The following is a 24446-nucleotide window of genomic DNA, read 5'->3' as shown; positions in this document are numbered from 1 at the left end:
TACCTCTTATTTTTTTGTTAATAATTCTACAGCTGGACGATCGACAGGTGCCCAGTTAAGTGATTTTAATTCATGCGGTGCTAACCAAGTCGAATTTTGGTGTTCTAACAACTCTAGTTTTCCTGAAAGTAGCTTGGCGTGATAGGTTTTCATAACGACAGTTCCGAAATCATAATCATAGGAGGCTTCATTCACAAAGGAGATAATTTCAATTTCTGAATTTAGTTCTTCCTGTATTTCACGAATGAGCGCTTGTTCAGGAGATTCCCCTGCCTCTAATTTTCCACCTGGGAATTCCCAAAAACCTCCCAAACTTTTTCCTTCGGGTCTCTGAGCACAAAATATTTTTCCATCTTTTTCAATGGCAGCTGCAACAACGTGAATAATTTTTTTTGACATGATTTTCCTCCTCTCTCATTGTAACAGAAATAGGTTGAAAGAATCAATTGATGAATAAACCTAAATTCAAAAACGGTGAAATTGGCATTGACTTCATCTGGATTGATGTGGACAATCCTCCTGCAGATGCGATTGGTTGGGTTGTGAAATAGAGAGTAATAAACTATTCATAGGACTACAAAAACACCACCTCCTAGTCTTAGGGGTGGTGTTATGCTTTAGACCATTTTCCAGAAATAATCGATGATATAGGTCAGTCCGTAGGTGTAGATAACGAGGGTGATAGGCTTGCAGAGGATGATGATGGTCATGTAGCGTTTGAAGGTCATCTTCGTCAGACCTGCCAGCATACAGATGAAGTCAGCGGGACTAATGGGCCAGATCATCATGAAGATAAAGAAGCGATCGAACCGCTTGCCTTCATTGAGCCAGCCAATGTACTTGTCGTAGGTCTTCTGGCTGACCATGGATTGGACAAACTTAGGCCCGTACATTCTCGCGAGGTGGAAAATAATGGCACAGCCAATGACGATGCCGATGTAGTTGTAGATGGTCCCAATGATGTGGCCATAGATAAAGACACCAGCGACAGATGTCAGGGCGCCGGGAATAATAGGGACCACTGTTTGAAGGATCTGAAGAAAGATAAAGAGAGGTGGACCAAAGATTCCAGCTTGCAAAATGAAAGCTGACAAGGTTTCCTTGGATTGAAGGATGCCAGAAAAGTAGGCCCAGATACAAAAGGCTAAGGTCCCAAGAGCCCCAATGATGGACGACCAATTAATGATACGCTGGAGAAGAGGAGAGACCTCTTTTGAGCTTGTTTGTTTCATAAATAATTCCGAGTTCTTTTTCTTCTACTATACCATGTTTTTGGAACTTTGTAAGGATTTTGTCTATTTTTTGAGTAGTGAAAGCGACCTGATTGGAGCCTGTCGCTGTTTTAGTCGTGAAGCGGGTGCAAAATGGGCCTTTTTATGCTACAATGAAAGGAGTATAAAAAATGGAGAAAAACGTGTCAATCGAAAATTACAAACCAGATTTTGCGGTGGAAGCAGCCTATGATCTCACCGTTACAGACTTGAAAAAACAAGGTATTAAGGCGGTCCTTGTGGATTTGGATAATACCTTGATTGCTTGGAATAATCCGGATGGAACTCCTGAGATGCGCCAGTGGTTGCATGACCTTCGTGATGGAGGGATTCGGGTTATCGTAGTGTCTAATAATAGCCCCAAACGGGTCAAGCGCGCTGTTGAGAAATTTGATATTGACTATGAAGCCTGGTCGCTCAAGCCCTTTACCTTTGGGATTGATCGGGCTCTCAAACGTTTCCACTATGAGAAAAATGAAGTGGTCATGGTCGGGGATCAACTGATGACGGATATCCGGGCTGCCCATCGGGCGGGCATTCGTTCGATTTTGGTCAAGCCTTTGGTCGAGCATGACTCGATCAAGACGCAGATCAACCGGGCGCGTGAACGCCGTGTTATGAAGCAAATGGCCGAAAAATATGGTCCGATTGTATACAAAAAAGGAATTTAAGAATGGAAGAATTATTCTGTATTGGCTGTGGAGCCCCCATTCAGACAGAAAACAAAGAGGGGCTAGGCTATACTCCCCAATCAGCTCTTGAAAAGGGCTTAGAAACAGGAGAAGTTTATTGCCAACGCTGTTTCCGTCTCCGTCACTACAATGAAATCACAGATGTACATCTGACAGATGATGATTTCCTGAAATTGCTACACGAGGTAGGAGATAGTGATGCTCTTGTGGTCAATGTAGTCGATATTTTTGACTTTAATGGCTCCGTCATTCCTGGCTTACCCCGTTTTGTAGCAGGAAATGATGTGCTTTTGGTCGGAAATAAAAAGGATATCTTGCCCAAGTCTGTCAAGGATAGCAAGGTGACCCATTGGTTGATGGAGCGAGCCCACGAAGAAGGCATGCGACCTGTCGATGTGGTCCTCACCTCTGCCCAAAACAAGAGTGCCATTAAGGACTTGATGGAAAAGATTGAGCAACACCGCAAAGGACGTGATGTCTATGTGGTGGGTGTGACCAACGTTGGGAAATCGACCCTCATCAATGCGATTATCCAAGAAATCACAGGTGACAAGGATATTATTACGACCTCTCGCTTCCCAGGGACGACACTGGACAAGATCGAAATCCCTCTGGACGATGGATCCTACATCTATGATACACCAGGGATTATCCATCGCCACCAGATGGCTCACTACTTGACGGCGAAAAACCTCAAGTATGTCAGCCCTAAAAAAGAAATCAAGCCCAAGACCTACCAGCTCAATCCAGAGCAAACCCTCTTCTTGGGTGGTTTGGGACGCTTTGACTTTATCAAGGGAGAAAAGCAAGGTTTCACCGCCTTCTTTGATAACGAACTCAAGCTTCATCGGACCAAGCTCGAAGGAGCGACGGCCTTTTATGATAAGCATGTAGGTAGCTTATTAACTCCCCCTAATAGCAAGGAAAAAGAAGAATTCCCGCCCTTGGTTTCTCATGAGTTTACCATCAAGGACAAGACAGACCTGGTCATCTCAGGACTGGGCTGGATCCGTGTCAATGGAGAAGCCAAAGTAGCTGTCTGGGCACCAGAAGGCGTCGCCGTCGTTACCCGCAAAGCTATCATTTAAAAAATAGGAAAAAATATATCTGAAGAGCGAACAAAGTGAGCTCATAAAGAGATCGTTATTGCCGTGGTGTAGTTGCCAATCGATAGATTGGCAAGGGCAAAATGGAGACCAAGGCTCCATTTTGAGGTGAGGAAATCCATTTTTCAAAGATGAGATCTTTGAAAAATTAGTTCCGGCTGTCCCCACCACTTAAAATAACGATCAAAAAAAGGAAGTAAAAATATGACATTAACATCTAAACAACGGGCTTTCCTCAACAGCCAAGCCCACAGCCTCAAACCCATTATCCAAATCGGGAAGAATGGGCTCAACGACCAAATCAAAACCAGTGTGCGCCAAGCGCTAGATGCGCGCGAACTGATCAAGGTGACTCTTCTTCAAAATACGGATGAGAACATCCATGAAGTAGCAGAAATCTTGGAAGAAGAAATCGGTGTGGAAACGGTCCAAAAGATTGGTCGGATTCTCATCTTGTTCAAACAATCGAGCAAAAAAGAAAATCGTAAAATTTCAGCGAAGGTAAAAGAAATTTAGGACATCGAGGAGAGCAAACCTATGGCAATTGAACTATTGACTCCCTTTACCAAGGTAGAGTTAGAGCCAGAGATCAAAGACAAGAAACGCAAACAAGTTGGTATTTTGGGTGGAAATTTCAATCCGGTCCACAATGCCCATTTGGTCGTTGCGGATCAAGTGCGCCAACAATTAGGGTTAGATAAGGTGCTCTTGATGCCTGAGTATGAGCCACCGCATGTCGATGCCAAGGGGACGATTGCAGAGCACCATCGCCTTGAGATGCTGGAATTAGCCATTGAAGGCATTGAAGGTCTGGAGATCGAGACGATTGAGCTCGAGCGGAAAGGGATTTCCTATACCTACGACACCATGCTCTTGCTCAATGAACGGGATCCAGACACAGATTATTACTTCATTATTGGTGCAGATATGGTAGATTATTTACCAAAATGGCACCGCATCGATGAATTGGTGGAGATTGTACAATTTGTCGGGGTACAGCGACCACGCTATAAGGCAGGGACTTCTTATCCGGTGATCTGGGTGGATGTTCCTTTAATGGACATCTCCTCTAGTATGGTGCGTGATTTTGTGGCCAAAGGCCGGACGCCGAATTTTATGTTGCCAAAACCAGTCTTGGACTACATCAAGAAAGAAGGATTGTATCAATGACCTATGAAAACTATCTAGGCTTTTCTCGTGAGGTCTTGCTTGAAAAAATGCGCCAAATCCTGCCAGAAAAGCGCCTTACTCACTGTTTAGGGGTTGAGAAGGCTGCGCGTGACTTGGCCAAACGCTATGGGGCTGACGAAGAGCAGGCTGGCCTAGCAGGTTTGTTACATGACTACGCCAAGAAACTATCAGATCAGGAATTTCTGGACTTGATTGATCGCTATGAGCTGGATCCAGCATTAAAAAACTGGGGCAACAATGTCTGGCATGGGATGGTCGGGATTTACAAGATCCAAGAAGACCTCGGACTGACAGATCTAGCCATTCTTCGCAGTATTGAGATTCACACCGTGGGGAGTGATCAGATGTCAACCTTAGACAAGGTTGTCTATGTGGCAGATTACATTGAGCACAACCGGGCCTTTCCGGGGGTAGATCAAGCACGCGACATCGCCCAAGTCTCCTTGGATCGTGCCGTGGCCTATGAGACGGCTCGCACAGTCGAACACCTGGCCCACCAAGGATTGCCCATTTATCCCCAAACCCTTGAAACCTATAACGCCTTTGTGAAGTATTTGAAAGAGGAGCAGTGAGTGAAGACAGCTTTTATCATTATTGATGTACAAAATATCTTAGTGGAAACAGGTTTTGAGGCAGAAAAGCTCTTAGAGAAGATCGCTTATTTGCAAGATCAGGCTAGAAAACAGCAGATTGAAATTATCTACATGCAGCATATTGAAACGCCAGAGGCTTTAACTTCGGAAGATTGGCAATTATCGCCCTTGTTGAAGAGGCAGGCAGATGAGAAGGTGTTTCAGAAGCGATACAATAGCATATTTAAAGAGACAGGATTAAAAGAATACTTGGATCAACAAGGGATTGAACAACTGGTCCTGTGTGGTATGCAGACAGAATATTGTGTCGATACATCCGTCAAAGTGGGATTTGAATATGGCTACAAGCTGGTCATTCCAGAAGGAGCTGTCACAACCTTTGATGGAGAGGATATTCCAGCAGAAACGCTTAATGAATTTTATGAAAATATTTGGGCAGAACGTTTTGCGGATGTCTTAGATTACAAATCAATTTTTTAAGGAAAGAGGATTACATGAAAGAAAAAGAACTACTTGAACTAGTTGTCAAAGCAGCAGATGAAAAGCGTGCAGAAGACATTGTAGCTTTGGATGTTCAAAGCTTAACCAGCGTGACAGACTACTTTGTCATCGCAAGCTCTATGAATAGCCGTCAATTGGAGGCTATCGCTGAAAATATTCGCGAGAAGGTCGTTGAAGCTGGTGGCAATGCCAGCCACGTCGAAGGTGATTCAGCTGGAGGTTGGGTCCTTCTTGACTTAGGTAGTGTGGTGGTCCATGTCTTCTCAGAAGAAATGCGTGCCCACTATAACCTAGAAAAGCTATGGCACGAAGCAAGTGCTGTCGATCTTTCAGCAGCCCTAGCATAAGCAGGTAAACTCAGTTGGTAGCAACTGAGTTTTGTTGGTTAAATTGAAAATTCTACGGAAAGAAAGGATGGAGCCTCGTGTTTAGTTGGTTTGATAATTGAACACGAGCTAAAAGCTGTGAGAAAAAGAGTAACTTCCCTTGTATCTGACGATAGGGCAGAAAGTTTCCTATTTTCTCTATGCTTTTAAGGCTCTTTGTATCTTAGAAAGGATTTGAACCCGTCCTGTACTCCTCGGAAAATAGATAGCTCTCCTTGGAGCTTAGCTCCATCGTCGTGCTCCTAATTTTCTAACGGATTACGGGCGGACTTGGTATCATGAATATGGCGACTTATGAAACGTTTGCGGCGGTCTACGATGCGGTCATGGATGATAGTCTGTATGACTTATGGACGGATTTTTCCCTCCGGCATCTTCCTAAAAGTAAGGATCGGAGAAAATTACTGGAATTGGCTTGTGGGACAGGGATTCAGTCTGTCCGCTTTTCTCAAGCTGGTTTTGATGTGACAGGATTAGACCTGAGTGCTGACATGCTGAAAATTGCTGAAAAAAGAGCTGCTTCAGCCAAGCAGAAAATTGATTTTATCGAGGGCAATATGCTGGACCTGTCGCAAGCAGGCACTTATGATTTCGTGACTTGCTACTCGGATTCTATCTGCTACATGAAGGACGAGGTGGAAGTAGGAGACGTCTTTAAAGAAGTCTACAATGCCCTTAATGAAGATGGGGTCTTTATCTTTGATGTCCATTCGACCTACCAGACAGATGAGGTTTTCCCAGGCTATTCCTACCACGAAAATGCCGAAGACTTTGCCATGCTCTGGGATACCTATGAGGATGCGGCACCTCACTCGATCGTCCATGAGCTGACCTTCTTTGTCCAAGAAGAGGATGGCAGCTTTAGTCGCCACGATGAAGTTCATGAGGAACGCACTTATGAAGTTTTAACCTATGACATCTTATTGGAGCAGGCTGGCTTTAAATCTTTCAAATTGTATGCAGATTTTGAAGACAAAGAGCCAACAAAGACCAGCAAACGTTGGTTTTTTGTAGCACAGAAGTAGGAAAACATGACAGTTACAGGTATTATTGCAGAATTTAATCCCTTTCACAATGGTCACAAGTACCTGCTCAAACAGGCAGAAGGGCTGAAGATTGTTGCCATGTCTGGGAATTTTGTTCAACGTGGCGAACCTGCCATTGTAGACAAGTGGATTCGCACGCAGATGGCTTTGGATAATGGAGCGGATCTGGTGGTCGAGCTCCCCTTTCTCGTGGCTGTTCAGTCGGCTGATCATTTTGCCAAGGGAGCGGTAGAAATCTTGTCCCGTCTGGGAATTGACCAATTGACTTTTGGGACAGAAGCGGTCTTAGATTACCAAGCGATTGCGACTGTTTATTCGGAGAAAGAAGCGGAAATGGAAGCTTTCCTGCGAAGCCTTCCAGAAGATTTATCCTATCCACAAAAAAACCAAAAAATGTGGGAAACCTTTGCTGGAGTGGAGTTCACAGGAGATACTCCCAACCATATTCTGGGCTTGGCCTATGCCAAGGCTTGTGCTGGGAAGGGGATTGCGCTTAAGCCCGTCCAGCGCCAGGGTGCGGGCTACCATTCAGAAGAAAAAGAGGTGGCCTATGCTTCTGCCACTAGTCTACGCCTACACAAGGAAGATCAGGACTTTGTTGCTAGATTCATGCCCAATAGCCAACTCTTTCAGTCGGCTCCACAGGTATCTTGGGAGAATTATGATCAACTGCTCCGTTATCAAATCCTAACCCGTCCGGATTTGACACAGATATTTCAGGTCAATGAAGAACTAGCCCATCGGATAAAGGATGCGGTTCGAAGTGCTAGCTCTGTGGAAGACCTGGTGGAGAAAGTCGCAACCAAGCGCTATACCAAGGCGCGCGTTCGCCGCATCTTGACCTACATCTTGGTAGGGGCGAGAGAGGAAATCTTGCCGACCGCTATCCACGTCTTAGGCTTCACTGAAAATGGCCAAGCTCACCTCAAATCACTAAAAGGTCAAGTGGACTTGGTGACGCGAATTGGTAAGGAACCTTGGGATGGTTTGAGCCAGCAAGCGGATCAGGTGTATCAACTAGGCCATCCCCAATTGCCAGAACAAATCTGGGGTCGGGTGCCAGTGAGAGTGGAAGATCAATAAAGGGTGAATAGTCGAGCAACTACAATTGGAAGGATACGCAAAAAACTCTTCCAAGTCTTGTGATTTGTGATATAATATAAAAGATTGAAAATAATTTGAAAAAATTTAAGGAGAATCCTCATGGGACGTAAATGGGCCAATATTGTTGCCAAAAAAACTGCCAAAGATGGTGCCAACTCAAAAGTGTATGCTAAATTTGGTGTGGAGATCTATGTAGCTGCTAAAAAGGGTGAACCAGATCCAGAACTAAATACTGCTTTGAGATTCGTTATTGACCGTGCCAAACAAGCGCAAGTGCCAAAACACGTAATTGATAAAGCGATCGATAAGGCAAAAGGAAACACTGACGAAACCTTTACAGAAGGACGTTACGAAGGATTTGGACCAAATGGTTCGATGTTGATCGTTGATACTTTGACGTCAAACGTTAACCGTACAGCTGCCAATGTCCGTGCTGCTTTTGGTAAAAACGGTGGGAACATGGGAGCTTCAGGTTCTGTATCTTACCTCTTTGACAACAAGGGAGTTATCGTCTTTGCTGGTGATGATGCGGATGCAATCTTTGAACTTTTGCTTGAAGCAGATGTTGATGTAGATGATGTCGAAGCAGAAGAAGGAACGATCACAGTCTACACTGCACCAACTGATCTTCACAAAGCGATCGTTGCTTTGCGTGAATCAGGTGTCGAAGAATTCCAAGTAACTGAATTGGAAATGATTCCTCAATCAGAAGTTGAGTTGTCAGGTGAAGATTTGGAAACATTTGAAAAACTTTACAGCGTTCTTGAAGACGACGAGGACGTACAAAAAATCTACACAAACGTAGATGGATTCTAATCACTCGTAAGGACTGTAGTGAATCCCATAAATCAAGAAAAAGGATAGCTTCTCAGATCAAGCTATCCTTTTTCTCTGTCTGATGAGGATCTATCTTTTGTAAGTGATGTCCTGTATAAGCGTAAATACGGGTCAGGGGTGATTGGGAGAGTGTGGAAACCTTAAAATAGAAATAATGGTCTCGATGATCCCGACTTTTGGTGTGGTGAAGACGAAAGTAGTTTCGCTGGCCTGCTGCCATAGAGTGGAGAATATCATCTTCTAAAAAGACGAGCGGCGTAGAAGTAGCGGCCCACTTGTAAAAGTCCATCTCAAATTGGTGGTAATTCTCCGAAAAATAATCAAATTGTAATTCGTGTTTAGTCTGAATAGGTTTCATAGGGTGTTTCCTCAGATTCAATAAAAATGATAGAGTCTACGAGGAGACGGTGGTAGTGGCCATCGCTTTTGAGAAGAAGCTCAGAAGCAGATAAGGTGTGAATCGAACCTGTGTAGGTTGCAAATTGATTCCCCTCTAGAATTGTGATCGAGATCGTCGTTTGTTGTTGAAAGGCCTGCTCCAGGAGCTGGATCTGTTCAGCAAGTGGAAGAACCGTGAGCTGACTGCGGTCAATTTCTTTTGTATGCAGGGCGGTTGTGTGCTCGGATAAAAAGAAGCCAGCCCATTTGGCCATGCCACGATCTTGAAATTCTCGGGCGGATTGATAAGGGAGATAAGAACGGTCGATCATGTTAATCCATCTAAGCCTCCTGCGGAATGTCCGCCTGTTAGTTTACTGCGTGCAATGGCGCGTGAGTTTTCTAGTAATGAGGAGCCTTTCTGAAGAGAGGTAAAGCCAAATTGGTCCCGAATGCGGTCAATGGTCTGCTGGAGTTTCTCCTCTTTTTCCAAGGCTACTGGGTCATCGAAGAGAGAAAGGAGTTGAAGAGACTCCTCGACAAGTTCTCCATAAAAAACACCAATCTGCCGAATGGCGCCTCCTTCGTACTTGGAGCGAAAGAGCCGCAGAACCGTATCGGATAAAACCTTGGTGGATTGGGTAGGCTCAATCTTTTGCTGGCAGTGAATGGACGGAAGCCCCTCGATTTTGGAGTAGGAGGCATGAATGGAGACCAGTTGGGTCTTCTTTTTTTTCCGTCGCAAGCGAATAGCCACCTGTTCAGCCATCTCCCGAAACACCAGTTCAATATCAGGTTGTAGATGGTAGTCATAGGGCAAGATTTGAGAGTTACCAATACCTCGTGACTTCGGATGATAAGGCTTGTGGACATTGCTTTCATCAATGCCATGAGCATGGAACCACAGTTGAAGGCCCATGACTCCAAATTCTTTCTTTAAGAGATCGGGGTGAGCTTGAGCCAGTTCGGCAATAGACGTGATCCCGATCTTTTGCAATCGTTTTTCAGTGCGACGTCCAATGCCCCAAAAATCAGTGAGCTGGGGCAGTTTCCAGACCTTACTTTCTACATCTTCATAAGACCAATTGGAGCGCATATTTCGGCAATGCTTAGCTTCATTGTCCAAGGCTAGCTTGGCAAGAAGGGGATTGGCATTGCTGAGGCCGATGGTAGAGTAGATTCCAGTTTCCTGCCAGATCCTTTTTTGGATTCTGGCAGAAAGGAGATCCAGTTTTTCCTTTCGAGAGAGGGAGGGATCTGGAATAAAATAATTTAAGGAAGAAGTCAGATCGATAAAGCCTTCGTCAATCGAGTAAGGGAAAATATCATCTGGTGCTGCAAATTCCTGAAAGACTTTTTGAATCTCCATATTGACCTGAATGTAGGCATTCATCCGTGGAGGCACAATTAGGGTCCTCTTGGCCCAGGATTCAATGGATGCAATAAAGGCTGGATCTGTTGGCAATCCTTGTTTTTTAGCGACGTAGCTATTAAATTTTCTGGTTTTGAGGTCAAAAGGTAGGTCGTAGCTACGGCTGACATTTTTCTTGCCAAAGACTTGTTTGAAAACGGGAGAGCTCGCCAAAATTAGGCCAGCTGAATTGTCGCTCCGACTCATGACGCAAAGAGAAGTCGTCAAGGGATTGAGCCCTAGACGGACACATTCACAACTGGCATAAAAACTTTTCATATCCACAAAAGCAATATCAGAATGAGGCTCACGTGAATAATCAAATAGCATATTTAAACCTCTAGTGGAAGAAAATGCCCGACCACAATGCCGACGATTTTGGGCTCGTCTTCATAGGGAGCAAATAAATCGTCGTAATCAGGGTTGATGGATTCTAAGCGCAAACCTTCCGCTTCCCGATAGACTTTCTTGATGTAGGTTTTTCCATTCCAGATGAGGGCGTAGACAGCCCCATCATAGTCAAAGCCAGTCTGCTTCATGAGGGCAACAGAGCCGTTGGGATAGAGAGGTTCCATCGAATCACCTGATACCCAAGAAGCGAAATCGTGCTGGATCTCTTGGTCAAAATAGACAGTTTCATAGTCCGTTTCGTTGTCATAAAAGGTGTGTCCCAAACCAGCTGCAAGCTCAACCGAAAGAACCTTATAAGCTGTCAAGGAAACAACTTTTTGCTGCTGTTCGAATAACTGGCTGGCCAACTGGTCGACTTTCTTTTGATGAGGTGGGGTTAATAAAGGGTAGGTGTAGAGTGCGGAGTCTTTGTTAATAAAGTAGTCCTCTTTAACGGAGAGGCGCTTGGCCAACCTCCTGAGATTTTTTTCGTGTGGCTCCGCTAAGCCATTCTCCCAACTGGAGTATGTCTTGCGAGAAATCTTGAGATCCTCGTAGACATCTGCTTGGGTCAAGCCTTTTTCCAGGCGTCTTTCTTTTAGTTTTTTTGCATCAAACATGTCAGTTCTCCTATGTAACGTTTTAAAAGTTACGTATAGTTTATCAAAAATAAAATCCTTTTGCAAGAGAAAAATTCAGTTATAAGGTGACGGAAAGGCTTGGAATTTGAATGAAAAAAGAGTATAATCAGTTTTACAACTTCTAACAACGAGGAATTATATGAAAAAAAGTTTTATACATCAACAAAAAGAAATTTCGTTTGTTAAAACGACGTTTACGCAGTATTTAAAAGATAAATTGGATATCATTGAAGTCCAAGGGCCAATTTTGAGTAAGGTAGGAGACGGGATGCAGGATAACCTTTCTGGGATTGAACATCCGGTATCTGTAAAGGTCCTTCAAATTCCTGATGAGACTTATGAAGTCGTGCATTCACTCGCAAAATGGAAACGCCATACCTTGGCACGTTTTGGTTTTGGCGAAGGAGAAGGTCTCTTTGTCCATATGAAGGCTCTTCGTCCAGATGAAGATTCGCTAGACGCTATCCACTCTGTTTATGTAGACCAATGGGACTGGGAAAAAGTCATCCCAAATGGTCAACGCAATATCGCCTACCTCAAAGAAACGGTTGAAAAAATCTACAAGGCGATTCGTTTAACAGAACTAGCAGTAGAAGCGCGCTATGACATTGAGTCAGTTCTTCCAAAACAAATTACCTTCGTTCACACAGAAGAGTTGGTGGAACGCTATCCAGATTTAACTCCAAAAGAGCGTGAAAATGCCATTGCCAAAGAATTCGGAGCCGTTTTCTTGATCGGGATTGGTGGAGAGCTTGCAGATGGCAAACCACACGATGGCCGTGCACCTGACTACGATGACTGGACAACAGAGTCTGAAAATGGCTACAAGGGCTTGAATGGTGATATCCTCGTCTGGAATGACGTTCTAGGTTCAGCCTTTGAGTTGTCTTCAATGGGGATCCGTGTCGATGAAGATACGCTTCGCCGTCAAGTTGCGATTACAGGGGACGAGGATCGTCTCCAATTAGAGTGGCACAAAGCTTTATTAAATGGTCTTTTCCCACTCACGATTGGTGGAGGGATCGGGCAATCTCGTTTGGCTATGTTCTTGCTTCGTAAGAAACATATCGGTGAAGTCCAAACCAGTGTCTGGCCTCAATCTGTCCGCGATGAATATGAAAATATTCTATAAGGAAGAAAGAGAGTGGGACAGAAATCGGTAATTCGTTAGAATTCGATTTCGTCGTCCCACCTCCGCACAGTTGAGTAGGGCTGTAAAAGCTGATGAAATCAGCGTAGTAGAGCCCACTCAACCACTGCGTCTTGCTCGACAATCCAAAAATAATTGAGAGGCTAGGACTTTTGTCCCAGCCTCTTTTAATTGTCGCTTGACCATATCAAATCGCAATTTTCTGATTTTTTTTGGTATAATGGTCCCTATGAAAATAGTATCTGGAACCTATGGGGGACGTCCCCTCAAAACACTTGAAGGAAAAACAACCAGGCCAACTTCTGATAAGGTCAGAGGGGCCATGTTCAATATGATTGGTCCTTACTTTGATGGTGGAAGAGTGCTGGATCTCTATGCAGGAAGCGGTGGGCTCTCTATCGAAGCCGTTTCTCGAGGCATGTCAGAGGCCGTTTTAGTGGAAAGAGACCGCAGAGCACAGGAGATTGTAGCAGCCAATATTGCCATGACCAAGGAAAAGGAACGGTTTCAACTGCTAAAAATGGAGGCCAAGCAGGCCTTAGGGCTTTTAACAGGCACCTTTGACTTGGTGTTCTTGGACCCTCCTTATGCCAAGGAAGAGATTGTCCGCGATATCGAAACCTTGTGCGAGCGCCAACTCTTGTCAGAGGACATCATGATTGTGTGCGAAACTGATAAACACGTAGAACTTCCTGAGGAAATCGGACAAGTGGGAATCTGGAAAGAAAAAATCTATGGAATTAGTAAGGTAACAGTATATGTCAGATAGAAGTGGATTGTTTACAGGATCGTTTGATCCGATTACCATTGGGCATGTGCAATTGATCGAGCGAGCTAGTCGCTTGTTTGACCGTGTCTATGTAGGAATTTTTTATAATTCGGAAAAAGTCGGACTCTTTTCTATTGAGCAGCGCGTGCGCATGGTAGAAGGGGCCTTGGCTCATTTGGAAAATGTTGAAATTGTGACGTCAACTCAAGAGTTGGCTGTGACAGTGGCGCGCAATCTTGGGGTCATTACCTTGATCCGGGGCTTGCGCAATGCACAGGATCTGGTATACGAAGCCAATATGGATTATTTTAACCACCAGTTGGCGCCTGAATTGGAGACGGTTTATCTCTACGCCCAGCCTCCTTACCAGGCCATTAGTTCAACCCGTATTCGAGAGTTGCTGGCTTTTCAGCAGGATATCTCACCTTATGTCCCAGAGAGTGTAATGGAGGAAATCAAAGATGACACAAGCGAATAAACCAAGCTTGCCTACAAAAAAGAAAAAAGGACGATTGAAAGAATACCGATGGCCGATTGCAGGCGTTCTTTTCTTGCTCCTCTTGCTAGCTGCCTTTGTGATTCGCCTTCCCTATTATATTGAGATGCCAGGAACGGCAGAAGACATTCGATCGGTCATGACAGTCGATGGAAAAGCGGATACCAAGTCAGGATCCTATGACTTTGTAACCGTGGCAGTGAAAGAAGCGACCCCGGCTGATTTGATCTATGCTTGGGCGACACCTTTTACAGATATCTACTCTGCCAAGGATATGACAGGTGGTAGTTCGAGCCAAGAATTTACGCGGATTAACCAATTCTATATGGAAACCTCGCAAAATATGGCTATCTACCAAGGGTTAAAGACAGCTGGAAAAGAAACCCAGATGGACTTTCTTGGTGTTTATGTCATGCAAGTGGCAGATGATTCGACCTTTAAGGGAATCTTGAACATTGCGGATACCGTCACCGGTGTGAATGGCAAGACCTTTAAGAGTTCCAAAGAATTGATTGATTATGTTGGTTCTCAAAAAATTGGCGATCCCGTTTCAGTGACCTATATTGAGGATGGACAAACCAAGACAGCAGATGGGAAGATCATCAAATTGTCCAACGGGAAAAACGGAATCGGAATTAGCCTGATCGACCGGACTGAAGCCAAAGGCGATGTTCCTGTCCAATTTGCGACTCAAGGGATTGGTGGACCAAGTGCCGGCATGATGTTTAGCCTAGCTATCTACACCCAAGTGGCTGATCCAGATCTTCGTCAGGGACGCCATATTGCAGGGACAGGAACCATTAACCAAGATGGAACGGTTGGCGATATCGGTGGGATTGACAAGAAAGTCGTCGCAGCCGATAAAGAAGGAGCAGAAATTTTCTTTGCCCCTAATAACCCTGTTTCCAAAGAAGAAAAGAAAGCCAATCCCAAGGCCAAATCAAACTATGAAACAGCTAAAGAAGCAGCGAAACAAATTCATTCGAAGATGAAAATTGTACCCGTCAAAACCTTGCAGGATGCCATCGATTATTTGAAAAAGAATTAGAAGTATCTTGTTAGATCAGTCTCGTACTTGAAAGTACGAGGTCGAGTTGGCAGATAGGAAGATTCACCTTCTAATCAAATTCAAGTTTTTGCTTATCAATCTCTCTATTTTTAGAGGGATTTTTTCTTTATACTGGTATCAGAAAGAAAGGGAGGTAGTGAAATGATTCAAACCAGTTTGTTTTCCATTTCAGTATTCTTAGCGGGAGTTCTATCCTTTTTCTCCCCATGTATTTTGCCACTGATGCCAGTCTATGTAGGGATTCTATTGGATTCTGAACGTGTGAAAACTGTTCGGATTTTTGGAAGAGATATTTCTTGGTACGGCTTGGTGAAGACTCTTTGTTTTATCGCAGGTCTATCAACTGTTTTCCTAATTCTAGGATACGGTGCAGGGGCCCTTGGCCAGGTGCTTTATGCTCCATGGTTTCGCTATCTGCTAGGAGGGATTGTGATCCTATTAGGGATTCACCAAATGGAAGTGATCAATCTGAGACAACTCCAAAAGCAAAAGACCATCCAACTCAAAAAGAATCGGGAGCGCAATGAATTCTTCAATGCTTTTCTGATAGGGGTCACCTTCAGTTTTGGTTGGACCCCTTGTGTCGGACCAGTTTTGAGTTCGGTTCTAGCCATTGCCGCTTCTGGAGGAAATGGTGCTTTACAAGGCGCTCTCCTGATGCTGGTCTATACATTAGGCTTGGCGCTCCCCTTCTTAGTCTTGGCACTGGCTTCTAGCTGGGTTCTACAACATTTTGCTAAACTCAAGCCCCACATGGGAACCTTGAAAAAAATTGGTGGTGCCCTCATCATCTTGATGGGTATCTTGCTGATGCTAGGAAATCTTAATAGCCTCGCATCCCTGTTTCACTAATCTTAAAGGATTAAAGGAGAAAAATCATGAAAAAATTTCTTACACTTTCTATTGCTACACTTAGCATTGTCACTTTAGCAGCTTGTTCTGGACAGAAATCAGATTCAGACATGAAAAAAACGGACGATAGTAGTATGATGAAGAAGGACGATATGAAGAAGGATGACATGAAGAAGGATGACATGAAGGATTCGTCCATGTCCGATGATAAAATGAAAAAAGAAGACATGAAAGATTCATCTATGATGTCTGACAGCAGTTCTGAAATGAAGGACGATATGAAAAAAGATGAGATGAAATCTAGCGATTCAGAAATGAAAGACGAAAAGAGTGCATCATCGGATATGAAATCAGACAAGGAATAAAAGAAGGGAGAGGTCATCTGAGGATGACTTTCTCCTTGTTTAAAGAGGTGATAATGATGAAAAAATTAGCTTTAGTAGCTACTGGGTTCGTATGTGCTGGACTTCTGGGCGCTTGTTCAAGCCAAGGAATGGCTACTTCCACCAAAGATATGAGCCAACAAACAGCCAAAGCTGGGGATAGGCAACCATCTGGAAAGAAAGTGAAGGAGTTTAGCCTGCAAGGAGTGGATGGCAAGACCTACCGCTTATCCGATTACAAAGGAAAGAAAGTTTACCTCAAATTTTGGGCTTCCTGGTGCTCTATTTGCCTGTCGACATTAGAGGATACCAATGAGTTGGCAAAAGAAGAGTCAGGTAAGGATTATGTGGTCTTATCCGTTGTAGCTCCAACCTTTAATGGCGAAAAATCAGCAGCAGATTTCAAAAATTGGTACCAGTCTTTGGATTACAAGGATTTCCCGGTCTTACTGGATAGTAAAGGGGAACTGCTAAAAGAGTATGGGATTCGTTCATATCCATCGGCGCTCTTTATCAATAGCGATGGGACTTTAGCAAAGAGTCATATTGGCTATATGAATAAAGAGGATATCCTCAAGACCCTAGAGAACATGCAGTAAGGAGATAGACAATGGAAACAAAGTGGAAAGTGTTTGCTATCCTTCTCATTGGCTTATTATCTATTGGTTTCTTTTTCTTTAGTAAGGGATCAAACGGAATGGATCAATCAGAAACAAGCACTGAGATGATCAAAAAAGCGTCCATGAGTCAGACTCCAGTAGCCAAAAAGGAAACAAAGGAAACGGTTGATCCAAAGGATCAGCGTGAAATTTATTTGGCTGGTGGTTGCTTCTGGGGCGTAGAGGAATATTTCTCCCGTGTTCCAGGTGTGATTGATGCCGTATCAGGATATGCCAATGGAAAGGGAGAAACGACCAAGTATGAATTAGTCCCTCAAACAGGGCATGCCGAAACAGTTCACATCACCTACAATGTCAAGAAGGTATCTCTGAAAGAATTGCTCCTGCATTATTTCCGGATTATCGACCCAACGTCGAAGAATCGACAAGGAAATGATCAAGGAACACAATACCGAACAGGTGTCTATTATGTCTCTCAAGAAGACCTTCCAACTATTAACCAAGTCTTTGAAGAAGAAGCAAAAAAATACGACAAACCGTTAGCAGTGGAAAAAGAGCCACTGACCAATTTCATCAAGGCTGAGGACTACCACCAGGATTATCTAAAGAAACATCCGAATGGGTACTGCCATATCGATGTCAATCAGGCATCTTATCCTGTTATAGATGCTAGTCGCTACTCCAAGCCAAGCGATGAGGAGATCAAAAAGAAGTTATCTCCTGAAGAGTATGCGGTGACACAAAAAAATGATACCGAACGGGCCTTCTCCAATCGTTACTGGGATCAGTTTGATGCCGGTATTTATGTAGATGTCGTGACCGGTGAACCTCTCTTTTCCTCTAAGGATAAATTTGATTCGGGTTGTGGTTGGCCAAGTTTCAGTCGGCCTATTAGTCCTGATGTGGCCATCTATAAGGAGGATAAGAGTTTCAATATGACTCGGACAGAAGTTCGGAGCCGTGTAGGAAATTCTCATCTGGGCCATGTTTTTACCGATGGTCCTAAGGAAAAAGGTGGCCTTCGCTATTGCATCAATAGTTTGTCTATTACCTTCATTCCCAAAGCAGAAATGAAAGAAAAGGGCTACGGTTATTTATTGGACTATGTCTGAGACAATTCGATCTATAGTTTGCTATAATAAGCATAGCAAAGACAAGTAGGTGAAAGACATGTATGCGATCATGATTGTGGAAGATGAAGAGCTTATCCGGCAGGGTCTGACTTCCTTAGTAGATTATGAACAGTTTGGAATGATCGTCATCAACCAGGCAGAAAATGGCCGTGAGGCCTGGGAGAAGTTTCAAGATCAACCAGCCGATATCCTTCTAACTGATATCAATATGCCACAAATGAACGGCTTGGATCTGGCCCATCTCGTCAAAGAGCAGTCTCCGTCTTGTCATATCATTTTTTTGACAGGTTATGATGACTTTGAGTTTGCGAGAAAAGCCATCAAGTTAGGTGCAGATGATTATTTGCTGAAGCCTTTTTCAAAAGATGATATTGAAGAGATGTTAGCAAAGGTGAAGGGAAAACTCGATCAAGAGCGAAAAAAGGCGCAAGTCGAAGATTTGGTCAGTCATGGTTATTCGACAGACTTGGAAGAAGCCATTCATGCTCGTTTAGCAGATTCCCAGTTAACCCTAAAGGATTTGGCCTATCAACTTGGTTTTAGTGCCTCTTATCTAAGTGTATTGATCAAGAAAAAATTGGGACTCCCCTTCCAAGACTACCTCATTCAAGAGCGAATGAAGAAGGCTCAACTCTTGCTTCTCACGACGGATTTAAAGATTTATGAGATCGCCGATCAGGTGGGTTTTGAAGATATGAACTATTTTTCTCAACGCTTTAAGCAGGTTGTTGGGGTGACACCAAGGCAGTACAAAAAAGGAGAGCATGAATGAAACGATATCCCTTGCTGATTCAGCTGGTCCTCTACTTTTTTCTCTTCATTCTCTTACTTTTTGGTCTTATCGGTAGCCTTTACTATCAAACGAGTTCAGGGACAATCCGCCAGCAAACAGAGCGGACGACAAGAAATAGTATCGATCAAAGCAGTCAGTTCATCACCTCCTATCTAAAAAAATTAAAGCAGACCACCACGGTTCTTAGCAAAGAGCAGGCTGTTCGCCAATTTGCACAAGACAAGAGTGAGAATCAAGAAACGGTTCAACACCTGATGCGAACGATGATTGAAACGGATCCGGACTTGGTCTCAGCGGTCTTGGTGACCAAGGATGGACGTCTGGTAGCGACAGATTCCAAAATCAGCATGCAGACTTCTTCAGATATGATGAATGAAAGCTGGTATCAAGAGGCGATTAAGGAAAGAGCCATGCCGGTCTTGACGCCAGCTCGAAAGGAATCCTTGACCTCGGAAAAAGAAAAATGGGTGGTTTCTATTACCCAAGAAGTGGTCGATCAGACTGGCCAAAATCTCGGAGTAGTACGCTTGGATATTGGCTACGATAGCCTTCAGGCTTATTTGGATCACCTTCAACTGGGGAAACAAGGCTTTAGTTTTATCATTAATCAAAAGCATGAGTTTGTCTACCATCCTAAAAAGGCGGTCTATTCCTCCAGCCAAGAAATGCAGGCCATGCAGCCCTATATTGCTGTGAAAGATGGTTATGCAAAAGGAGGGCAGAATTTTATCTATCAGGTTCCAATTCCAGATAGCGATTGGACCTTGATTGGAGTGGCTTCACTTGAAGGACTTCAGATGCTTCAGTCACAACTCCTGTACTCTTTCATTGGTCTTGGATTACTAGCTTTGATCATGTGTTTAATAGGGATTGGTTTTGTTCTTCGTTTGTGGATCAAACCCTTACGAGACCTTCAGACTATCATTTTGAGGATTGGAGCAGGAGAAGCTCACGTGAGGGCTGTAGCCAAAGGATCTCCAGAATTAGTGGACCTCGCTCAAGCTTTTAATGCTATGTTGGACCAAATCGATAACCTCATGCAACAGGTTAAGGAAGAGGAGCAAAACGCGCGGCGGTACGAGTTGCGGGCACTTTCGGCTCAGATAAATCCGCATTTCCTCTACAATACCTTGGATACGATTGTCTGGATGGCAGAGTTTAATGATAGTCGGCGCGTGGTCGACATCACCAAGTCTCTGGCTCAATATTTTCGACTGGCTCTCAACCAAGGCCAGGAGCAAATCCTACTGAGAGATGAAATCGACCATGTCCGGCAGTATCTTTTCATTCAAAAGCAACGTTATGGTGAAAAGCTCAATTATGAAATTCTAGAAGATGAACGGTTGGGCGACTATCAGATCCCCAAATTAGTGCTTCAACCCTTAGTGGAAAATGCGATTTACCATGGCATTAAAGAGATCGATCGGCCAGGTCTCATTCGAGTGACAACTGAAGTCAGTGGAGACTACGCCTGCGTATCGATTTTTGACAATGGACGAGGGTTTGACCGATCAGAATCAACAGTCCAAACCCTTCTTCGTTTAGGAGGTGTTGGCTTGAAAAATGTGGACCAACGATTGCATCTTCAATTTGGCGAAGCCTATCATATGGAGATTGATTCTAAGGCCAATAGCTATACGAAAATCACTCTTTATTTGCCACTTTCATCATCTGATGAACATGTATAGAGACAAAGATTGCCTTCTTTGTCTCTTTTTCCTTTTGGAAGCTCTCAAAGGAATTTCAACTCTTTTCTAGTCAAATCTGACGCAAGTCATCAAATTTATGATAAAATAAAGTGTTACAGTAAATAGATTTTGATGAAGGAACACTATGCGAAAAGAGATTGACCCTGAATTATATAATTACAATAAATTTCCTGGACCTGTGTTTCGTCAGGTAGGAGACCAGATCCTTTCAGAAAACCTCTCCTTTGAGTTGTTAAAAAATGAAAAAGAAGCATTTGATGCGACTGTTTTTGGTCAGAGATTTTCTGAGATTTTAACCAAGTTTGATTACATTGTTGGTGATTGGAGCAATGAGCAGTTGCGCTTGCGTGGCTTTTATAAGGAAGAGCGCGATGTTGCAACGATGGATAAATTAAGTCGCTTAGACGATTATTTGTTAGAATATTGTAGCTATGGTTGTGCTTATTTTGTCCTTGAAAATAAGGAGCCCCATCGTGCTTCCTTTGATAAGAAATCACCGGTCAAAAAAGCTCAATCAGAAGAAAGAGAGCCTAAGAAGCGTTCGCGCAATCGCAAACAAAAAGATCGTTTCCAAAAACGAGAACGCGACAAGGGACAGTCAACGAATAACTCGAAAAAAACAAGACCGTCTGCTGAAACTAAAAAAACAACGAAGACGAACAACAAACGTCATTTTGTGATTCGTCAAAAAGAGGAGTAAGAAAGAATGAAACCATCCATTTATAGTTTAACACGCCAAGATATGATTGATTGGGCGGAAGAAAACGGCGAAAAGAAATTCCGTGCAGCCCAAATCTGGGAATGGCTCTATCGTAAACGTGTCCAGTCTTTCGAAGAAATGACCAACCTTTCTAAGGACTTAATTGCGAAGTTGAATGATCAGTTTGTTGTCAACCCACTCAAGCAACGCATCGTGCAAGAGTCAGCAGATGGAACGGTTAAGTATCTTTTTGAATTGCCAGACGGCATGTTGATTGAAACCGTCTTGATGCGTCAGCACTATGGTTTATCTGTCTGTGTAACAACTCAGGTAGGATGCAATATCGGTTGTACCTTCTGTGCTTCTGGTTTGATTAAAAAACAACGCGATTTGAACAATGGAGAAATCGTGTCTCAAATCATGTTGGTCCAAAAATACTTTGACGAACGTGGCCAAGATGAACGGGTCAGCCATATCGTTGTCATGGGGATCGGAGAACCATTTGACAACTATAACAATGTCTTGAAATTTATCCGGACAGTCAATGATGACAAGGGATTAGCGATTGGTGCTCGTCATATTACCGTGTCAACTTCTGGTTTGGCTCATAAAATTCGTGACTTTGCAAATGAAGGTGTGCAGGTCAATTTGGCAGTGTCTCTTCATGCTCCAAACAATGACTTGCGCTCTAGCATCATGAAGATCAACCGGGCCTTTCCAATTGAAAAATTGTTTGCGGCGATTGAATACTATATTGAGACTACGAACCGTCGGGTGACCTTTGAGTACATCATGCTCAATGAAGTCAATGATGGGGTCGAGCAAGCCTTAGAGTTGGCAGAATTGCTCAAGAATATCAAGAAATTGTCTTATGTTAACTTGATTCCTTACAATCCTGTCAGTGAGCATGACCAATACAGCCGGAGTCCAAAAGAACGGGTTATGGCCTTCTATGATACCTTGAAAAAACAAGGTGTTAACTGTGTAGTGCGTCAAGAGCACGGTACAGATATTGATGCTGCCTGTGGGCAATTGCGTTCAAATACCATGAAACGGGATCGGGAGAAAGCGATTGTTGAACATGCGCAACCTTAAACGAGGGCTGATGGATCATACAGAGCTAACAAAAAGAGGAAGAAGGCTGTTACGGAGTGGCAGCTTCTTCTATTTTATCCTCTTGTGTCTGATGTGTTTTTTGCCCCAACAGCCAGAGCCAGGTATGGAAACACCGGGTATTCAACATTTCGGTCGCATCGTCGTCCTGCTGGTTCCTTTTAATTCGGTGATGAATCTTGGTCAGATCACCAGTGCCCTCCAACTCATTAAGGTCATTCTCCAAAACATAGCCAATATCTTTTTATTAAGCCCGCTGGTCTTTCAACTTCTCTGGCTATGGCCCTGGTTAAGGAGTCGCAAACGGGTCTTGTGCTTCGGCTTTGCGATGAGTTTGTGGATTGAATGCAGTCAAGTTCTGTTAGATCTCTTGTTTGATGCCAATCGTGTCTTCGAGCTAGATGATTTGTGGACCAATACCTTAGGAGCTTATCTGGCTTATTTAGGCTTTCAGTATTTCAGAGCACGGTTGCTAGCAAAAAATGGGAAAATGTAAAATCCGAACATTTCAGCCGCTTTTTAAAATTTTTGTTGACAAAGTCAGAAGCGGGAGCTATAATAACTTCAAGACATCAGAAAAGTAGAGATTTTTCTCACTTCCAGGGAGCTTGTGGTGATTGCGAACAAGCAGTGGTGAATCTTGAAATGGGCTGATGCGTTTATGATAATGAATTTGAAACAATAAAAATTCGGTGAGCACACCTTATCGTGCACCCTGTTGTTAGACAGGTCAGAGATGTAGGAGAAAGAATATCTTCCTACAATTGAGGTGGCACCGCGGTATCGAATCGTCCTCACACAGATTTTTCTGTGTGAGGTTTTTTGTATCTCAAAGGAACCCAGTGAGACTGCAGCTCAAAGGGCCTGCGAGAGAAAAAGATCATAAACAGGATTAAAGATATGGAAAAGAGGACACAATCATGACAGAAACAAAAGGCTATTTCGGACAATTTGGTGGATCTTTCGTACCAGAACCGATTCAAAACTTGCTCAATCAATTAGAGGAAACCTTTGAACAGTATAAAAATGATCCAGAATTTATTGCAGAATACAAACATTATTTGAAAGATTATTCTGGTCGGGAAACACCGCTCTACTTTGCGGAAAGTTTGACAGAACATTTAGGTGGGGCAAAAATTTATTTGAAGCGCGAAGACTTGAATCACCTAGGTTCGCATAAATTGAATAACGTTTTGGGGCAAATCCTCTTGGCCAAACGCATGGGCAAAACGCGCGTGATTGCTGAAACAGGGGCTGGTCAACACGGTGTAGCTACAGCAGCTGCGGCAGCTAAGTTCGGTATGGCCTGTGATGTTTACATGGGAGCAGAAGACGTTGAACGTCAACGTCTCAATGTCTTCCGCATGGAAATGATGGGGGCAACCGTCCATGCGGTTGAAACCGGGACTAAGACCTTGAAAGACGCCGTTGATGCTGCCTTTGGAGCATGGATGGCGGATCTGGATGCCTTTTACGTTTTGGGTTCTGCTGTTGGCCCTCACCCTTACCCAACCATTGTGCATGAATTCCAAAAAGTGATTAGTGAAGAATCTAAACGTCAAATCTTGGAAAAAGAAGGCCGTTTGCCGGATTATGTGATTGCCTGTGTCGGTGGTGGCTCTAATGCCATCGGTGCCTTTTCTGAGTATGTTGCAGAAGAGGAAGTCGGCTTGGTTGGGGTAGAAGCAGCTGGACATGGCTTGGACACCGATCAACACGCAGCGACCATGACCAAAGGGACTATCGGAGTGGTTGATGGTATGAAGACCTATGCAGTCTTTGGCGAAGATGGAAAAGTAGCGCCAGTGTACTCGATCTCTGCTGGTTTGGACTACCCAGGGGTTGGTCCAGAGCATGCTTTCTTTAAAGATTCTGGTCGTGTCGAATATGTAGCAGCGACAGATGATGAAGCAGTAGAAGCTCTTCTTCTTCTCAGTAAGACAGAAGGGATCCTCCCAGCTATTGAAAGCTCACACGCGATTGCAGAAGCAGTCAAACGTGCTCCACAATTGGATAAAGACAAGATCATCATCATCAATGTTTCCGGACGTGGGGACAAGGATGTGGCTGCCATCGCCGATTATCTAGAAGCGAAGGCTGCAAAATAAGAAG

30 protein-coding genes and 1 other annotated feature are annotated in these 24446 nt (G+C 43.8%); of the genes, 24 read left to right on the top strand and 6 right to left on the bottom strand.

Features of this window, described 5'->3' with window-relative positions; translation table 11 throughout:
- Positions 1-6: 6 nt before the first annotated feature.
- Entirely contained in the window at positions 7-399 is a 393-nt protein-coding gene (locus RDV49_RS09820) for a (deoxy)nucleoside triphosphate pyrophosphohydrolase (protein WP_118228464.1), read from the bottom strand.
- A gap of 218 nt (positions 400-617) precedes the next feature.
- Positions 618-1232 carry a TVP38/TMEM64 family protein gene (locus RDV49_RS09815; RefSeq protein WP_003005843.1) on the bottom strand — a complete coding sequence of 205 codons (615 nt, stop codon included), beginning with the start codon at positions 1230-1232 and terminating at the stop codon, positions 618-620.
- 182 nt (positions 1233-1414) lie between these two features.
- Between RDV49_RS09815 and RDV49_RS09810 the strand changes: the two genes are divergently transcribed.
- From RDV49_RS09810 to RDV49_RS09765, 10 genes are all read left to right on the top strand, one after another.
- Positions 1415-1942 (top strand): YqeG family HAD IIIA-type phosphatase, encoded by a 528-nt coding sequence (locus RDV49_RS09810; protein ID WP_118095844.1) that lies wholly within the window; start codon positions 1415-1417, stop codon positions 1940-1942.
- A 2-nt stretch (positions 1943-1944) separates the two neighbouring features.
- Complete coding sequence (gene yqeH, locus RDV49_RS09805) at positions 1945-3051, top strand: ribosome biogenesis GTPase YqeH (RefSeq protein ID WP_003005850.1); 1107 nt, start codon at positions 1945-1947, stop codon at positions 3049-3051.
- Between the two features lie 222 nt (positions 3052-3273).
- A complete protein-coding gene (yhbY, locus tag RDV49_RS09800; protein ID WP_003005853.1) occupies positions 3274-3585 on the top strand; it encodes a ribosome assembly RNA-binding protein YhbY in 312 nt (103 codons plus the stop codon).
- 21 nt (positions 3586-3606) lie between these two features.
- Complete coding sequence (locus RDV49_RS09795; protein ID WP_003005857.1) at positions 3607-4239, top strand: nicotinate-nucleotide adenylyltransferase; 633 nt, start codon at positions 3607-3609, stop codon at positions 4237-4239.
- Positions 4236-4832 carry a bis(5'-nucleosyl)-tetraphosphatase (symmetrical) YqeK gene (yqeK, locus tag RDV49_RS09790; protein WP_003005860.1) on the top strand — a complete coding sequence of 199 codons (597 nt, stop codon included), beginning with the start codon at positions 4236-4238 and terminating at the stop codon, positions 4830-4832. Before RDV49_RS09795 ends, yqeK begins: the two co-directional genes overlap by 4 nt.
- Entirely contained in the window at positions 4833-5333 is a 501-nt protein-coding gene (locus tag RDV49_RS09785; RefSeq protein ID WP_003005863.1) for a cysteine hydrolase family protein, read from the top strand.
- A 14-nt stretch (positions 5334-5347) separates the two neighbouring features.
- Complete coding sequence (rsfS, locus tag RDV49_RS09780; protein ID WP_003005865.1) at positions 5348-5701, top strand: ribosome silencing factor; 354 nt, start codon at positions 5348-5350, stop codon at positions 5699-5701.
- A gap of 323 nt (positions 5702-6024) precedes the next feature.
- A complete protein-coding gene (locus tag RDV49_RS09775; protein WP_310744368.1) occupies positions 6025-6765 on the top strand; it encodes a class I SAM-dependent DNA methyltransferase in 741 nt (246 codons plus the stop codon).
- A 6-nt stretch (positions 6766-6771) separates the two neighbouring features.
- Complete coding sequence (locus RDV49_RS09770) at positions 6772-7869, top strand: nucleotidyltransferase (protein ID WP_003005870.1); 1098 nt, start codon at positions 6772-6774, stop codon at positions 7867-7869.
- A gap of 120 nt (positions 7870-7989) precedes the next feature.
- On the top strand, positions 7990-8706 hold the full coding sequence (locus tag RDV49_RS09765) for a YebC/PmpR family DNA-binding transcriptional regulator (protein ID WP_003005873.1): 717 nt from the start codon (positions 7990-7992) through the stop codon (positions 8704-8706).
- 52 nt (positions 8707-8758) lie between these two features.
- Here RDV49_RS09765 and RDV49_RS09760 read toward each other — a convergent pair whose 3' ends face one another.
- From RDV49_RS09760 to RDV49_RS09745, 4 genes are read right to left on the bottom strand one after another with little or no spacing between them, the layout of a single operon-like run.
- The gene (locus RDV49_RS09760; protein WP_003005875.1) at positions 8759-9085 is read right to left on the bottom strand and encodes a DUF5960 family protein; all 327 of its coding nucleotides are present in this window, start codon (positions 9083-9085) and stop codon (positions 8759-8761) included.
- Positions 9066-9437 (bottom strand): hypothetical protein, encoded by a 372-nt coding sequence (locus RDV49_RS09755; protein ID WP_003005879.1) that lies wholly within the window; start codon positions 9435-9437, stop codon positions 9066-9068. The genes RDV49_RS09760 and RDV49_RS09755 overlap by 20 nt, the downstream gene beginning before the upstream one ends.
- On the bottom strand, positions 9434-10846 hold the full coding sequence (locus tag RDV49_RS09750; RefSeq protein WP_003005881.1) for a Y-family DNA polymerase: 1413 nt from the start codon (positions 10844-10846) through the stop codon (positions 9434-9436). Before RDV49_RS09750 ends, RDV49_RS09755 begins: the two co-directional genes overlap by 4 nt.
- A gap of 2 nt (positions 10847-10848) precedes the next feature.
- Positions 10849-11526, bottom strand: a complete 678-nt coding sequence (locus RDV49_RS09745) for a helix-turn-helix domain-containing protein (RefSeq protein WP_037607780.1) — start codon at positions 11524-11526, stop codon at positions 10849-10851.
- Between the two features lie 160 nt (positions 11527-11686).
- On the opposite strand from RDV49_RS09745, the gene asnA reads away from it, so the two are divergent.
- From asnA to trpB, 14 genes are all read left to right on the top strand, one after another.
- A complete protein-coding gene (gene asnA / locus RDV49_RS09740) occupies positions 11687-12679 on the top strand; it encodes an aspartate--ammonia ligase (RefSeq protein WP_003005888.1) in 993 nt (330 codons plus the stop codon).
- A 247-nt stretch (positions 12680-12926) separates the two neighbouring features.
- The gene (gene rsmD / locus RDV49_RS09735; RefSeq protein ID WP_037607783.1) at positions 12927-13466 is read left to right on the top strand and encodes a 16S rRNA (guanine(966)-N(2))-methyltransferase RsmD; all 540 of its coding nucleotides are present in this window, start codon (positions 12927-12929) and stop codon (positions 13464-13466) included.
- Positions 13456-13944, top strand: a complete 489-nt coding sequence (gene coaD, locus RDV49_RS09730; RefSeq protein ID WP_003005894.1) for a pantetheine-phosphate adenylyltransferase — start codon at positions 13456-13458, stop codon at positions 13942-13944. The genes rsmD and coaD overlap by 11 nt, the downstream gene beginning before the upstream one ends.
- Positions 13928-15010: a SepM family pheromone-processing serine protease gene (locus tag RDV49_RS09725; RefSeq protein WP_003005896.1), complete on the top strand. Its 1083-nt coding sequence runs from the start codon at positions 13928-13930 to the stop codon at positions 15008-15010. Before coaD ends, RDV49_RS09725 begins: the two co-directional genes overlap by 17 nt.
- Before the next feature lie 162 nt (positions 15011-15172).
- Entirely contained in the window at positions 15173-15883 is a 711-nt protein-coding gene (ccdA2, locus tag RDV49_RS09720; RefSeq protein ID WP_003005901.1) for a thiol-disulfide oxidoreductase-associated membrane protein CcdA2, read from the top strand.
- Positions 15884-15909: 26 nt separating this feature from the next.
- The gene (locus RDV49_RS09715; RefSeq protein WP_003005903.1) at positions 15910-16248 is read left to right on the top strand and encodes a hypothetical protein; all 339 of its coding nucleotides are present in this window, start codon (positions 15910-15912) and stop codon (positions 16246-16248) included.
- 56 nt (positions 16249-16304) lie between these two features.
- Positions 16305-16865, top strand: coding sequence for a redoxin family protein (locus RDV49_RS09710; RefSeq protein ID WP_037608329.1), 561 nt, complete (start codon positions 16305-16307; stop codon positions 16863-16865).
- Between the two features lie 11 nt (positions 16866-16876).
- A complete protein-coding gene (gene msrB / locus RDV49_RS09705) occupies positions 16877-17998 on the top strand; it encodes a peptide-methionine (R)-S-oxide reductase MsrB (RefSeq protein ID WP_003005907.1) in 1122 nt (373 codons plus the stop codon).
- Between the two features lie 58 nt (positions 17999-18056).
- The gene (locus tag RDV49_RS09700) at positions 18057-18791 is read left to right on the top strand and encodes a response regulator transcription factor (RefSeq protein WP_003005910.1); all 735 of its coding nucleotides are present in this window, start codon (positions 18057-18059) and stop codon (positions 18789-18791) included.
- A complete protein-coding gene (locus tag RDV49_RS09695; protein WP_003005913.1) occupies positions 18788-20500 on the top strand; it encodes a cache domain-containing sensor histidine kinase in 1713 nt (570 codons plus the stop codon). The genes RDV49_RS09700 and RDV49_RS09695 overlap by 4 nt, the downstream gene beginning before the upstream one ends.
- Before the next feature lie 145 nt (positions 20501-20645).
- On the top strand, positions 20646-21221 hold the full coding sequence (locus tag RDV49_RS09690) for a YutD family protein (RefSeq protein WP_003005915.1): 576 nt from the start codon (positions 20646-20648) through the stop codon (positions 21219-21221).
- 6 nt (positions 21222-21227) lie between these two features.
- A complete protein-coding gene (rlmN, locus tag RDV49_RS09685) occupies positions 21228-22316 on the top strand; it encodes a dual-specificity RNA methyltransferase RlmN (RefSeq protein WP_003005918.1) in 1089 nt (362 codons plus the stop codon).
- Complete coding sequence (locus RDV49_RS09680) at positions 22303-22830, top strand: VanZ family protein (RefSeq protein ID WP_003005921.1); 528 nt, start codon at positions 22303-22305, stop codon at positions 22828-22830. The genes rlmN and RDV49_RS09680 overlap by 14 nt, the downstream gene beginning before the upstream one ends.
- 62 nt (positions 22831-22892) lie before the next feature.
- Positions 22893-23133, top strand: a binding site (T-box leader).
- Positions 23134-23254: 121 nt separating this feature from the next.
- Positions 23255-24442: a tryptophan synthase subunit beta gene (gene trpB / locus RDV49_RS09675; RefSeq protein ID WP_003005924.1), complete on the top strand. Its 1188-nt coding sequence runs from the start codon at positions 23255-23257 to the stop codon at positions 24440-24442.
- Positions 24443-24446: the final 4 nt, after the last annotated feature.

The organism is Streptococcus parasanguinis (assembly GCF_031582885.1).
GTDB lineage: Bacteria > Bacillota > Bacilli > Lactobacillales > Streptococcaceae > Streptococcus > Streptococcus parasanguinis_M.
The sequence above is the reverse complement of the archived record's forward strand: the minus strand, read 5'-3'. Positions and strand labels throughout refer to the sequence as shown.